15 protein-coding genes are annotated in these 12,757 nt (G+C 74.9%); 5 read left to right on the forward strand and 10 right to left on the reverse strand.

What is annotated here, in order from left to right; genetic code table 11:
* Position 1 precedes the first annotated feature (1 nt).
* Together BMW62_RS01595 and guaB are read right to left on the reverse strand one after the other, a co-directional pair.
* Positions 2–1,174: a GuaB3 family IMP dehydrogenase-related protein gene (locus BMW62_RS01595; protein ID WP_091929061.1), complete on the reverse strand. Its 1,173-nt coding sequence runs from the start codon at positions 1,172–1,174 to the stop codon at positions 2–4.
* Positions 1,175–1,176: 2 nt separating this feature from the next.
* Positions 1,177–2,691: an IMP dehydrogenase gene (gene guaB, locus BMW62_RS01600; protein ID WP_091929176.1), complete on the reverse strand. Its 1,515-nt coding sequence runs from the start codon at positions 2,689–2,691 to the stop codon at positions 1,177–1,179.
* A gap of 136 nt (positions 2,692–2,827) precedes the next feature.
* On the opposite strand from guaB, the gene BMW62_RS01605 reads away from it, so the two are divergent.
* Positions 2,828–3,226: a DUF5319 family protein gene (locus BMW62_RS01605; protein WP_091929177.1), complete on the forward strand. Its 399-nt coding sequence runs from the start codon at positions 2,828–2,830 to the stop codon at positions 3,224–3,226.
* Positions 3,227–3,641: 415 nt separating this feature from the next.
* Here the strand turns inward: BMW62_RS01605 and BMW62_RS01610 are convergent, their stop codons facing one another.
* Positions 3,642–4,337, reverse strand: a complete 696-nt coding sequence (locus BMW62_RS01610) for a LuxR C-terminal-related transcriptional regulator (RefSeq protein WP_170852169.1) — start codon at positions 4,335–4,337, stop codon at positions 3,642–3,644.
* Positions 4,338–4,716: 379 nt separating this feature from the next.
* Between BMW62_RS01610 and BMW62_RS01615 the strand changes: the two genes are divergently transcribed.
* Positions 4,717–5,016, forward strand: a complete 300-nt coding sequence (locus BMW62_RS01615; RefSeq protein WP_091929063.1) for a WhiB family transcriptional regulator — start codon at positions 4,717–4,719, stop codon at positions 5,014–5,016.
* A gap of 165 nt (positions 5,017–5,181) precedes the next feature.
* On the opposite strand, the gene groL is transcribed toward BMW62_RS01615, so the two are convergent.
* Together groL and groES are read right to left on the reverse strand one after the other, a co-directional pair.
* The gene (gene groL, locus BMW62_RS01620; RefSeq protein WP_091929064.1) at positions 5,182–6,825 is read right to left on the reverse strand and encodes a chaperonin GroEL; all 1,644 of its coding nucleotides are present in this window, start codon (positions 6,823–6,825) and stop codon (positions 5,182–5,184) included.
* A gap of 172 nt (positions 6,826–6,997) precedes the next feature.
* Positions 6,998–7,306, reverse strand: a complete 309-nt coding sequence (gene groES, locus BMW62_RS01625; RefSeq protein WP_014377938.1) for a co-chaperone GroES — start codon at positions 7,304–7,306, stop codon at positions 6,998–7,000.
* 195 nt (positions 7,307–7,501) lie between these two features.
* Here groES and BMW62_RS01630 point away from each other — a divergent pair, with 195 nt between their 5' ends.
* Genes BMW62_RS01630 through BMW62_RS01640 form a run of 3 tightly spaced genes read left to right on the forward strand, consistent with a single transcriptional unit; the run spans position 7,502 to position 9,490 of the window.
* Positions 7,502–8,743, forward strand: a complete 1,242-nt coding sequence (locus BMW62_RS01630; protein ID WP_211434929.1) for a class I SAM-dependent methyltransferase — start codon at positions 7,502–7,504, stop codon at positions 8,741–8,743.
* 32 nt (positions 8,744–8,775) lie between these two features.
* Positions 8,776–8,994, forward strand: a complete 219-nt coding sequence (locus BMW62_RS01635) for a hypothetical protein (RefSeq protein ID WP_091929065.1) — start codon at positions 8,776–8,778, stop codon at positions 8,992–8,994.
* A gap of 16 nt (positions 8,995–9,010) precedes the next feature.
* Entirely contained in the window at positions 9,011–9,490 is a 480-nt protein-coding gene (locus tag BMW62_RS01640) for a Clp protease N-terminal domain-containing protein (RefSeq protein ID WP_091929066.1), read from the forward strand.
* Here BMW62_RS01640 and tsaD read toward each other — a convergent pair.
* From tsaD to BMW62_RS01665, 5 genes are all read right to left on the reverse strand, one after another.
* The gene (gene tsaD / locus BMW62_RS01645) at positions 9,480–10,514 is read right to left on the reverse strand and encodes a tRNA (adenosine(37)-N6)-threonylcarbamoyltransferase complex transferase subunit TsaD (RefSeq protein ID WP_244523773.1); all 1,035 of its coding nucleotides are present in this window, start codon (positions 10,512–10,514) and stop codon (positions 9,480–9,482) included. The genes BMW62_RS01640 and tsaD overlap by 11 nt on opposite strands.
* Before the next feature lie 142 nt (positions 10,515–10,656).
* A complete protein-coding gene (rimI, locus tag BMW62_RS01650) occupies positions 10,657–11,091 on the reverse strand; it encodes a ribosomal protein S18-alanine N-acetyltransferase (protein WP_091929179.1) in 435 nt (144 codons plus the stop codon).
* Positions 11,092–11,105: 14 nt separating this feature from the next.
* Entirely contained in the window at positions 11,106–11,738 is a 633-nt protein-coding gene (gene tsaB / locus BMW62_RS01655) for a tRNA (adenosine(37)-N6)-threonylcarbamoyltransferase complex dimerization subunit type 1 TsaB (RefSeq protein ID WP_091929068.1), read from the reverse strand.
* Between the two features lie 6 nt (positions 11,739–11,744).
* Positions 11,745–12,278 carry a GNAT family N-acetyltransferase gene (locus BMW62_RS01660; RefSeq protein ID WP_211434930.1) on the reverse strand — a complete coding sequence of 178 codons (534 nt, stop codon included), beginning with the start codon at positions 12,276–12,278 and terminating at the stop codon, positions 11,745–11,747.
* On the reverse strand, positions 12,275–12,721 hold the full coding sequence (locus tag BMW62_RS01665) for a GNAT family N-acetyltransferase (protein ID WP_211434931.1): 447 nt from the start codon (positions 12,719–12,721) through the stop codon (positions 12,275–12,277). The genes BMW62_RS01660 and BMW62_RS01665 overlap by 4 nt, the downstream gene beginning before the upstream one ends.
* Between the last annotated feature and the right edge of the window lie 36 nt (positions 12,722–12,757).

Here is a 12,757-nt window from a genome sequence, read left to right on the forward strand (position 1 = left end):
GTCAGCCCCCGATGCTCTGCTGCCCGGGGGCCCCCTCCCGGGGGGTCCCTCCCCCGATGACCAGGTCGACGCGCTGGAACTCCTTGAGGTCGGAGTACCCGGTCTTGGCCATCGTTCGGGCCAGCGCACCGAACAGGTTGGTGCGCCCGTCCGCCTCGCGGGCCTCGCCGAGCAGCACGTCGGCCAGCGAACCGGCCGGCTCGATCCGCGCGGACGTGCCGCCGCGCGGCAGCCGCGGGTGCGCGGCCACCGAGTCCCACCACACCCCGCCACCGGGTGCCTCCGCCGCGGCGCGTAGCGGCTCCCCCAGCTGGACGGCGTCGGCACCGCAGGCCAGCGCGCGGGCGATCGCGCCGCTGGTCTCGATCCGGCCGTTGGCGATCACGTGCACGTACCGGCCGCCGGTCTCGTCCAGGTAGTCGCGGCGGGCGGCGGCGGCGTCGGCGATCGCGCTCGCCAGCGGGACGCGGATGCCCATGACGGCGTCGGTCGTCGAGTAGGTGTCGGCGCCGACGCCGACGATCACGCCGGCCGCGCCGGTGCGCATGAGGTGCAGGGCGGTGGTGTAGTTCGCCGCACCGCCCACGATGACCGGGACGTCGAGGTCGGCGATGAACTCCTTGAGGTTGAGCGCGTCACCCTGGCTGGTCACGTGCTCGGCGGAGACGATCGTGCCCTGGATGACCAGCAGGTCCACCCCGGCCGAGAGCGCCGCGGGCGCCAGCTGCTCGGTGTGCTGCGGAGAGATGCGGATCGCCGTGGTGACGCCGGCCTCGCCCATCTCCTTGATGCGGGCGGTGATGAGGTCGGTCTTCACCGGCTCGGCGTAGACCTCCTGCAGCAACGCCACGGGCGGGGCGCCGGCCGCGGCCGCCGCGGCGATCCGGCGGTACACGTCCGACGGGTCGTCGTAGCGGGTCCACAGACCCTCGCCGTTGAGGACGCCGAGGCCACCGGCCCGCCCGACGGCGATCGCCGTCGCCGGGCTGACGACGGCGTCGCTGGGGCTGGTCACCAGCGGGATGTCGAACCGGAAGGCGTCGATCTGCCAGGCGGTCGAGACGTCGTCGACGTCCCGGGTCCGCCGCGAGGGCACGATGGAGACCTCGTCGAGGTCGTAGCCCCGGCGGGCGAAGCGGTTGAGGCCGATGTCGACCGTGTCACGCGCGTTCATGCTCAACGCCCCCGGTAGTTCGGTGCCTCGACGGTCATCTGGATGTCGTGGGGGTGGCTCTCCACCAGGCCCGCCGAGGTGATCCGGGTCAGCTGCCCGCGCTCCTTGAGCTCGGCGACGGTGCCGGCACCGGCGTAGCCCATGGAGGCGCGCAGCCCTCCGACCAACTGGTGCGCCACGCCGGACAGGAGGCCCCGGTAGGGCACCTGGCCCTCGATGCCCTCGGGGACGAGCTTGTCGTCGGAGAGGACGTCGTCGGCGAAGTAGCGGTCGCGGCTGAACGACTGGTTGCCGCGCTTCTGCATGGCGCCCAGGGAGCCCATGCCGCGGTAGGTCTTGTACTGCTTCCCGTTCATGAAGACCAGCTCGCCCGGGGCCTCCTCGACCCCCGCGAAGAGCCCACCGATCATCACGGTGTCGGCCCCGGCGACGAGCGCCTTGGCGATGTCACCGGAGTACTGCAGCCCGCCGTCGGCGATGACCGGGACCCCGGCCGGGCCGGCCGCGAGCCAGGCCTCGTAGATGGCGCTGATCTGCGGCACGCCCACACCGGCGACCACGCGGGTCGTGCAGATGGACCCGGGGCCCACGCCGACCTTCACCGCGTCCACCCCGGCGTCGATCAGGGCCTGCGCGCCGGCGCGGGTCGCGACGTTGCCGCCGACGACCTCCAGCCCGCCGTCGCCACCGAAGTCCTTCTTCACCCGCGCGACCATCTCCAGCACCGCCCGCTGGTGGCCGTGCGCGGTGTCGACCACGAGCACGTCGACACCGGCTTCGACCAGCAGCCCGGCGCGCTTGTAGGCGTCCTCGCCGACGCCCAGGGCGGCGCCGACGACCAGGCGCCCGTCGGCGTCCTTCGTGGAGAGCGGGAACTGGTCGCGCTTCACGAAGTCCTTGACCGTGATCAGCCCGCGCAGCCGGCCGGACTCGTCGACCAGCGGCAGCTTCTCGATCTTGTGCTGGGAGAGCAGGCCGAGGGCGGTCTCCGGGTCGACGCCCACCGGGGCGGTGACCAGCGGCATCGGCGTCATGACGTCGCGCACGAGCCGGTTCATGTCGGTCTCGAACCGCATGTCGCGGTTGGTGACGATGCCGAGCAGGACCCCGTCGGCGTCGACGACCGGCGCCCCCGAGATGCGGTAGCGGGCCGAGAGCGCGTCGACCTCGGCGAGCGTGTTCTCCGGCGAGCAGGTGACCGGGTTGGTGACCATGCCGGCCTCCGACCGCTTGACCAGGTCGACCTGGCCGGCCTGCTCCTCCGCGGAGAGGTTGCGGTGCAGCACGCCCATGCCGCCGACGCGGGCCATGGCGATCGCCATGCGCGCCTCGGTCACGGTGTCCATCGCGCTGGACAGCAGCGGCACCGCCAGGGTGATCCGCCGGGTCACCCGGCTGCTGGTGTCCACCTCGGCCGGGACGACGTCGGACGCCCCGGGCACGAGCAGGACGTCGTCGTAGGTGAGCCCGAGCCGGGCGAACTTCGCCGGCAGCTCGGGCACGGAGTCGGGCTGCATGTGCGCGGCCACCCTTCGGCGCGGTTCGGGTCGGACACCGGTCGACACACCTCGCGGGCGCGCGGGACCTGGCCTGATCGTAGGCGGCGGCACGGAGGGGGCGGTGCTCCGCCCGCTCGACGGCTACCGTGTGACCGTGTCTCCGTTCGACGACGCCTCCGGGCCCGACTTCGGCCCGGCCGACGGCCCCGCCCCTCCGCCGCTCACGATGGAGGAGCGCGCCGGGGTGCTCGACGACCTGGCCGAGCTCGAGGTCTTCCGCACCCTGCTCGAGCCGACCGGCATCAAGGGCATCGTGGTCGACTGCCCCGACTGCGAGGAGGAGCACCACGTCGACTGGGCGCTGATGCAGGCCAACCTGCGCCAGCTGCTCGACGAGGGGCAGACCGGCCGGCACGAGCCGCCCTTCGACCCGAACCCGGACGACTACGTCAGCTGGGACTACGCCAGCGGGTACGCCGACGGCATCGCGGCGCTGGCCGAGCGGGACGAGCCCAGCGGCGGGCGCACCGGCCGGCACGCCCGCGACGACTGAGCTGTGACACTGCGCTCCTCCGGAGCGCACCGCGGCCACGTGCCGTTCCCCGGTCTCGCTGAGCCCCTTCGTCGTCCCTGCGCGGAACCCTCCGGGCCCCACTCGGGCCGACCCTGCACGACGCCGCCACGTGCCGTTCCCCGGTCTCGCTGAGCCCTTCCGTCGCGCCTACGCGGACCCCTCCGGGCCCCACTCGGACCGACCCTGCACGACGCCGCCAGGTGCCGTTCCCCTGCCGCCTTGCGCCGCACCTGACGCCGAGATCCGGGAGACAGGGCTCCGGGGCAGTGTTCGGGGCCCGATTTCCCGGAAGTCGGTCATCCGGCACGGCCCGCAGGCGGACGAGGACGCACCGAGGGCCGCCTCCCGGTGCGGGAGACGGCCCTCGGGGAGCGTCGGTCGGTCGGGTGACCGCTCAGCTCATGATGCCGCGGCGGAAGCCCGTCGCGACGGCCTCGGCGCGGTCCTTGGCGCCCAGCTTGCGGAACAGCCGGCGGGCGTGGGTCTTGATGGTGTCCTCGGACAGGTAGAGCTCCCGGCCGATCTGGGCGTTGCTCTTGCCCTGGCTCATCCCGGTGAGCACCTGCATCTCGCGCATGGACAGCGCCACGACCGGGGCGGCGTCGCGCACGGTCGAGCGCACCGTGGTGGGCGCGGAGCCCGCCAGCGGGGCCGCACCGCTCCACGCGGGCGCCGGCGCGATCGCCTGCTGCGGGATCCGGCCGTCGGCCCGCAGCCCGGCCCGGGAGAGGCCGAGGCCCATCTCGATGGCGGTCGCGTCCCACCGCAGGTAGCCGCGGGCGCCGAAGGCCACGGCGGCCCGGACGCTGTCGGCGTCGTCGGGTGCGCCGAGAACCAGCACCGGCAGCCCCGGGTGCGACCGGAGCGCCTGCGTGGCGGCGGACAGCCCGGTGTCGACGGCCCGCTGCGTGCCGACGACCAGGACGTCGGGCGTGCGGGTGGCCAGACGGGCCATCAGCGACTGCGCGTCACCGACCACCTCGACCCGGCCGACGAAGGGCAGGGCGACCAGCCGTGAGGCGACGTCGTCCCGGACCCGCCGTCGCTCGTCGTACACCCACACGGTCGCGCCGTGCACGGGTGCGCGCATCCTGTCGTCGATCACGCCAGCTCCTCGCTCCTCCCGGCCGCTCGGCGGACGGGTCCCCCCACCGGCCGGGAAGGCACCCGGCCGGGTGTCGCTCGGGTGGAGGGCCCTCGTGGGCCCTCCACCTCCGCGCGGGTCGCGCAGCCGGTCCGGGTAGCTCCCCCATCCCGGACGTCAGCCCGACCTGGAGCCACAGTGATCGACTCCCCGGCGGCGGAACAGACGCCCTCACCCCGGGGGGTGAGCGGCCCGGGGATCAGGTGACGCACCGCACACAGGGCAAAAGTTGCGAATCGGCTGTGTTTGGACGTGGGACGGCGAGGGCACCGGGCCCCTTGCAGCCGGACAGCCCCCTCCGGCTCTACCGAGTCCTGGAGGAGACATGGCCGACATCCGCAGACTCCCGACGCCCGTGGCCGAGGTCTGGGACTGGCAGCTCCACGGCGCCTGCCGTGGCGAGAACACGTCCCTCTTCTTCCACCCCGACGGAGAGCGCGGGCCGGCCCGGGCGCGGCGGCAGTCCGCGGCCAAGGCCGTCTGCTCGCGTTGCCCGGTCGTCGACGCATGCCTGAAGCACGCGCTCGCCGTCCGCGAGCCCTACGGCGTCTGGGGCGGCATGAGCGAGGAGGAGCGGGCCCGGCTGATCGCCGCCGAACCGGCCGCCGTCGCCGCCGGGGTGTAACTCCCCACGAGCACGCGAGAGGGCCCGGTCCAGGAATTCCTGGACCGGGCCCTCTCGGGTGCGTGGTGCGCCGTCCTGGCTCACCGTGCGGGGTCCTGGCTCACCGTCGATCGTGAGCCAGGACCCCCGGCGATCAGGTCACCTGATCATCAGCGGCGGCTCGGCTCAGTGAGAGTGCCCGTGCCCGTGCGAGTGACCGTGGGTGTGGTGCCCACCGGCGCCGTGGTCGTGCTCCTCCTCCGGCGCCTCGACGACGGCGGAGTCGGTGGTCAGGACCATCGCCGCGATCGAGACGGCGTTGCCCAGCGCGGCCTTGGTGACCTTCACCGGGTCGATGACGCCCTGCGCGGCGAGGTCGCCGTACTCGCCGGTCGCGGCGTTGAAGCCCTGACCGGCATCGGCCTCGCGCACCTTGGCGACGACGACGCGACCCTCGAAGCCCGCGTTCTCGGCGATCTGCACCAGCGGGGCGTCCAGCGCCGTGCGCACCGCACGGGCGCCGGTGAGCTCGTCGCCCTCCAGCGACAGCGACTCCAGCGCGCTCGCGGCGTGCACCAGGGCCGACCCACCGCCGGGGATCACGCCCTCCTCCACCGCCGCGCGGGTGGCGGCGATGGCGTCCTCGATGCGGTGCTTGCGCTCCTTGAGCTCGACCTCGGTGGCCGCGCCGACCCGGATGACGCCGATGCCGCCGGCCAGCTTGGCCAGCCGCTCCTGCAGCTTCTCGCGGTCCCAGTCGGAGTCGGTCGCGTCGATCTCGCGGCGGATCTGCGCCACGCGGTCGCCGATGGCCTGCGTGGTGCCGCCGCCATCGACGATGGTGGTCTCGTCCTTGGTGACGGTGACCCGCCGCGCGGTGCCGAGCACCTCGAGGCCGACCTGGTCGAGCTTGAGGCCGACGTCCTCGCTGACCACCTGGCCGCCGGTGACGACGGCGAGGTCGGTCATGAACGCCTTGCGCCGGTCCCCGAAGAAGGGCGACTTCACCGCGACGACCTTGACGGTCTTGCGGATGGAGTTGACGACCAGGGTGGACAGCGCCTCGCCCTCGACGTCCTCGGCGACGATCAGCAGGGGGCGGCCACCGGTCGAGAGCACCTTCTCCAGCAGCGGCAGCAGGTCGGCCAGCGCGCTGATCTTGCCGCTGACCAGCAGCACGAGGGCGTCCTCGAGGACGGCCTCCATGGCCTCGGGGTCGGTGACGAAGTACGGCGAGAGGTAGCCCTTGTCGAACTGGACGCCCTCGGTGACGTCGAGCTCGGTGGAGAGAGTGTTGCTCTCCTCGACGGTGATGACGCCGTCCTTGCCGACGCGCTCCATCGCCTCGCCGATCAGCTCGCCGACCTCGGCGTCCTGCGCGGAGATGGTGGCGACCTCGGCGATGGCCTCGCGCTTCTCCACCGGGATGGCGGCGGCGTCGAGCGCGGCGTGCACCGCGTCGACGGCGGCGCGCATGCCGCGACCCAGCGCCATGGGGTTGGCACCGGCGGCGACGTTGCGCATGCCCTCGTGCACCAGCGCCTGGGCGAGCACGGTCGCCGTCGTGGTGCCGTCACCGGCGACGTCGTTGGTCTTGGTGGCGACGTTCTTGGCCAGCTGGGCGCCGAGGTTCTCGTACGGGTCCTCGAGCTCGACCTCGCGGGCGATGGTGACGCCGTCGTTGGTGATGGTGGGGGCGCCGAACTTCTTGTCGATGACGACGTTGCGGCCGCGCGGGCCGATCGTCACCTTGACCGCGTCGGCGAGCTTGTCGACGCCGCGCTCCAGGGCTCGGCGGGCGTCCTCGTTGAACTTGATGATCTTGGCCATGGGCCCTTCCGATCAGTCAGTGCAGGGCGAAAGACGACCGCCCCGGGACCCGAGTTCGGGTCGCCCGGGGCGGTCGTGACGTGCTGGAACGGCCCCCTCGCAGGCGCTGGAAACGGCCCCGGTCCAGGGGCCCGCCCCGAGCCCGCGAGGGGTGGGGAGGAGCGGGGTCCTCTTACTTCTCCACGACGGCGAGCAGGTCGCGGGCGGAGAGCACCAGGTACTCCTCGCCGGCGTACTTGACCTCGGTGCCGCCGTACTTGGAGTAGATGACCACGTCGCCGACGTTCACGTCGAGCGGCACGCGGTTGCCGTTGTCGTCGATGCGGCCGGGGCCGACGGCGACGACGGTGCCCTCCTGGGGCTTCTCCTTGGCGGTGTCCGGGATGACCAGACCGGAGGCGGTGGTGGTCTCGGCCTCGTTGGCCTGGACCACGACCCGGTCCTCCAGCGGCTTGATGCTGACCTTGGTAGCGGTCGTCACGTCGGTGACGCCCCCTTCGGTGTCGGACGGCAGGGATGTTCGATGCTGTGGCACGAGGTCGGGCACCCGCCGTCGCGGGGGTCGGGCGCCAGCCCGTGTCGCTTGGCACTCTACCCAGGAGAGTGCCAGCCGCTCAACCCGGTCGCCGGGGTGGGTGACGTCGGGCCGGTCCAGCCCGTGCGCCACGCTGTGCCGGTGGACCGGCCATCCGAGGAGCAGACCGCCGAGACGGTGCGCCAGGTGCGCGCGCTGACGACCCCGGAGGGTGCGGCGGCGCTGGCGCGCGCGGCGGCGCTGCTGGCCGAGGGGGTCGATGCGGTCACCGCGCTCACGCGGCTGCGCGCCGAGGTGGGCACCGACCTCGCCGGGCCGGCGTGGGGCATCGCCCGGCAGCGGCTGAAGGCACGGGCGACGTTCGGGGCCGACGCCGACCGGATGCTGTTCACCGGCGACACCCTCGAGCAGGCCGGGCGCCCCGAACTGGCCGCCCGGCGCGCGGCCCGGCTGCTCGCCGGGGGCGCCGACTCCGTCGCCGACCTCGGCTGCGCCGCGGGCACCGACACGATCGCGCTGGCCCGCGCGGGCGCCCGGGTGCTCGCCGTCGACGTCGACCCGGTGGCCCGGGAGCTGACCGCCGCCAACGCCGAGGCGCTGGGCGTCGCCGACGACGTCTGGGTGGCGGCCGGCGACGCCGTGGAGCTGGTGGCCGCCGCGCGCGGCGGCGAGGTGGCCGGGTGCGGCGCCGCCGTCCTGGACCCCGCCCGGCGGGCCGGCGGGCGGCGGCTGCTCGATCCCGACCGCTGGTCGCCGCCGTGGTCGACCGTCGCGGAGCTCCTCACCAAGGTGCCGACGTCGGTGGTGAAGGTGGCCCCCGGGCTGGACCACGACCGGGTGCCCGACGGCGTCGAGGCGGAGTGGGTCTCGGTCGGCGGCTCGATCGTCGAGGCGCTGCTGTGGGGCGGCGCGGTGTCGGCGACCTGGCGCCGGGCGACCGTCGTCCGCGACGGCACCGCCCACGAGCTCACCGCCGACGCCGATCCGGGGCCGGCGCCGGCCGGGCCGGTGCGGGCGTGGCTGCACGAGCCCGACCCCGCGGTCATCCGCTCGGGCCTGGTCTCCCTCGTCGCCGCCGACCTCGGCGCGACCCTCGTCGACCCGACGATCGCCTACCTCACCTCCGATGGCGCGGCCGGGGGCCCGTGGGTGAGCTCCTACCGGGTCGACGAGGTGCTGCCGTTCAACCTCAAGAAGCTCAAGGCGCTGCTGCGCGAGCGCGGCGTCGGCCGGGTCGTGGTCAAGAAGCGCGGCTCGGCGATCGAGCCGGAGACCCTGGCCCGGCAGCTCCGCGGCCCCGGCAGCGGGGCGGCGACGGTCGTCGTCACCCGGGTCGCCGGCGCCCCGACCGCCCTCGTCTGCGACCTCATCAACCAGGGTTGACGACTACCGCGACATCAACCTAAGTTGATGGCGTGGTCGTCGAACCCCTCCCGGCACCGGAGGACCCGGAAGCGGCGTTGGCGGCCGTGGTCGCCCTGCGCCGGCTGGCCGGCCGTCTGGAGGTGGATGCCGTGGTCGAGGCCGTCGGCCAGGGCTGGACGTGGGCCCAGGTCGGCGAGGCCCTCGGGATCAGCGCCCAGGCCGCCCACAAGAAGTTCGCCGCCGAGGTCCGCGCTCGTCGCGGCCGCTGATCGAGGAGGAGACGGGATGGGGATCGTGACCGCGCTGCGGGACCTGCGGACGGTACGGGCGCTGCTGACCGGCGCCGAGGCCGAGTCGCGCAGCGCCGGGGAGCCGGTGCCGGGACCGGAGCACCTGCTGCTCGCCGCCACCGCACTGCCGGACGGCACGGCGGCTGCGGCCCTCGCCCGCGTCGGCGTGGACGCCGCGCAGCTGCGCACCGCGATCGAGGCCGCGCACGCCGCCGCGCTCGCCTCGGTGGGCGTGGCCGCCGACGCCGACGGCGGGGGGCTCCAGGGACCGGCGACCGGGCCGATGCGGTCGACGCCGCAGGCCCAGCGGGTCTTCCGGCAGGCGGTGGCGGCGGCCAGGGCGGCCCGGTCCCCGCTGCGGGGCACCCACGTCGTCGTGGCGGTCTGCGACCTGGAGCACGGCGCGACCGCCCGCGCCCTGGCGGCGCTCGGCGTCGACCGCGAGGAGCTGCGCGCGGCCGCCCTCAGCGGCTGACGACGTCGATCGGCAGGGAGCTGTCCGCGCCGAGGTCCGGGGCCGACGGCGCGACGCCCGCGGCGACCAGCCGCGATCCCAGCGCCGCCACCATCGCCCCGTTGTCGGTGCAGAGCTTGGGGCTGGGCACCCGCAGCACGATGCCGGCCTTCGCGCAGCGCTCCTCGGCCAGCGCGCGCAGCCGAGAGTTGGCCGCCACTCCTCCGCCGAGCACCAGGTGGTCGACGCCGTGGTCACGGCAGGCGCGCACGGCCTTGGCGGTGAGGACGTCGGCGACCGCCTCCTGGAACGAGGCCGCGACGTCGGCCACCGGCACCGGCTCACCCGCCCGCTCCCGGGCCTCGATCCACCGGGCGACGGCGGTCTTCAGGCCGGAGAAGGAGAAGTCGTAGGCGGGGTCGCGAGGGCCGGTGAGCCCGCGCGGGAAGGCGATGGCGTGCGGATCGCCCGCGCGGGCCGCCCGGTCGATCGGCGGGCCCCCGGGAAACGGCAACCCGAGCACGCGCGCGACCTTGTCGAACGCCTCGCCCGCCGCGTCGTCGATGGTGCGGCCCAGCGACTGCACCTCCTGCGCGAGGTCGGGCACCAGCAGCAGCGAGCTGTGCCCGCCGGAGACCAGCATCGCGATCGACGGCTCGGCCAGCGGCCCGTGCTGCAGCTCGTCGACGGCGACGTGAGCGGCGAGGTGGTTGACGCCGTAGAGCGGCTTGCCCAGCGCCAGGGCGTAGGCCTTGGCGGCCGCGACGCCGACCAGCAGCGCGCCGGTCAGGCCGGGGCCGCTGGTCACCGCCACCGCGTCGACGTCGGCGGCGCGGACACCGGCCTCGGCCAGTGCCCGGTGCACCGTGGGCACCATCGCCTCCAGGTGCGCGCGGGAAGCGATCTCGGGGACGACGCCGCCGAACCGCTCGTGCTCCGCCATCGAGGTGGCCAGGGCGTCCGCCAGCAGCGTGTGCCCGCGGACGATGCCCACGCCGGTCTCGTCGCAGGAGGTCTCGAACCCGATGACCAGCGGCTCGCTCACGGCGTCCCTCCGCCACAAGTCGCTCCCGCCGGGCGCTCCGCTCCTCGCTCCCATGCCCAGGCCGTCTCCGCGGTCGCTCCGCTCCTCGCTCGTTCCTCGCTGCGATGCTCACTCACTGTCGACGACCGCCTCGCTGCGATGCTCACGCCCCTGTCCGCTCCCGCCTCATGACCACGGCGTCCGTGCCGCTCGGTTGGTAGTAGCCGCGCCGCCGGCCGATCTCGGCGAATCCGCGCCGGCGGTAGAGCTCCTGCGCCGTCTCGTTGTCCGCCCGCACCTCCAGCAGCACCACCGGAACGGCGCGCCGGTCGGCCTCGGCGAGCAGCGCGTCGAGCAGCCGGGCGCCGATGCCCTCGCCCTGCCGCGCGCCGGTCACCCCGATGGTGGCCACGTGCGCCTCGTCGTCGTAGGCGATCAGCCCGGCGTACCCGACGACCCCGGCCTCGCCCTCGGCCACCAGGTAGTGGCGGGTGTCGGGGCGGGCCAGCTCGTCGCGGTACATCGCCGCCGTCCACGTGTCGGGGGCGAAAAGCTCCTCCTCCAAGCCCATGACGGCGGGCAGGTCGGCGAGCGTCATCGGCCGCAGCCGGGTCACCGCGTCACGGCCTTGATCGACGTCGGCGGCACCGCGTCGGGCCGGCGCAGGTACAGCGGCACCAGCGGCGCCCCTACCGGGTCGGCGAGCTGCGCGCCCGCCGCGCGGAGCAGGCCCGCGGTGGTCACCTCCGCCGGCGCCACCGCGCTCCCGAGCCGCTCGGCGAACGCCGGGTCGCCGACGAACGGGCCGCCCCGGCCGAACTCCTCGGGCCGCACCACCCCCGGGCCCTCGACCCGCCGGCCGGCGTCGTCGTACGCAGCCCAGTAGACCTCCTTGCGGCGGGCGTCGGTCACCACCGTGCGCGCCCCGCTCCCGATCGCGTCGAGGGAGCAGACGCCGACCACCGGCAGCCCCCGGGCGTCGGCGATCGCGGCGGCGGTGACCACACCCACCCGCAGCCCGGTGAACGGTCCGGGGCCCAGCCCGGTGACGACGGCCTCGACGTCGCCCAGCGCTAGCCCCGCGTCGGCGACCGCACCCTGGATCGCCGGGGTGAGCAGCTCGGCGTGCTTCGTGCCCGAGGGGACGGCGCGCTCGGCGAGCACCTCCGCGCCGCCGTCGGGGGTCCACCGCGCGAGCCCCGCGACGAGCGTCGGGGTGGCGGTGTCGAGCGCGAGGACCAGCACGACCGATCAGCGTAGGCGAACGCCGACGGCCACCTCGTAGACGATCTCCAGACCGTCCTCCTCGTCGACCTGCTCCCCCACGGCGACGAAGCCCTCGGCGAGCACGAGGTCGCGGGAGGCGGTGTTCGACGGTGCCACCGACGCGCGCACGGTGGTGACCGCCGGCTCCTCGGCCGCCCACGCCAGCAGGGCGCGCAGCGCCGCCCGGGCGTACCCCTGCCGCCGGTGCAGAGGGTCGGTGGAGTAGCCGACCTCGACCATGCCGGCGGCATCGGGCGGCCCGTGGAAGCCCGCCCGGCCCACCGTCAGGCCCCGTTCGCGGTCGCGCACCACCCGGGTGATCCACCGCGCGCTGGCCGGGTCGGCGACCACCTGCTCGGCGCGGACTCCCCACACCCAGCGGCACTCCGGCCCGGCGAGGTACGGGCTCAGCGGCACCGGCGCCGCCGCCTCGGCCGCGACGAGGTCGCCGTCGGCGAGCGCGCGTAACGCCGCCGGGCCCAGCACGACCAGCTCCACGACGGGCAGGCCCGGGCTCACAGCTCCTTCCGGAGGTGCACGTCGGCGGCGCCCGGTGTGGGCACGCCCTCCCACCGGAAGATCTCGCGGTAGCCGCGCCGCTCGTAGAAGCCCGGCGCCTGGAAGGTGAACGAGGTGACGAACACGTGGGTGCACCCGCGTGCCCGCGCCTCGTCCTCGAAGCCCGCCAGCAGGCCGGCGCCCAGGCCGTCGCCGCGGGAGTCCTCGCGCACCCACGTCATGCCGATGCCCGCGGCCACACCCCACGTCCAGCCGCTCAGGCCGGCGGCGAGCTCCCCCGAGGCGTCGAGGACCTGCACGGTCAGCTCCCGCGCCGGCGCCACGCCGTCGGTCGCGGCGGCGTTGAACGCGTCGAGCTCGCGGGAGAGCCGCTGGTCCAGCTCCGGCAGCCCGCCGGCCACGACCGTGCGGTACGGCGCCGGCAGCGCGCCAGGAGGGGTCACGGTCGCGGATCCTGCCACCCGCCCCGGTGCGGCGCC

Origin of the sequence: Blastococcus sp. DSM 46786 (assembly GCF_900109665.1) — a bacterium.
Lineage (GTDB): Bacteria > Actinomycetota > Actinomycetes > Mycobacteriales > Geodermatophilaceae > Blastococcus > Blastococcus carthaginiensis.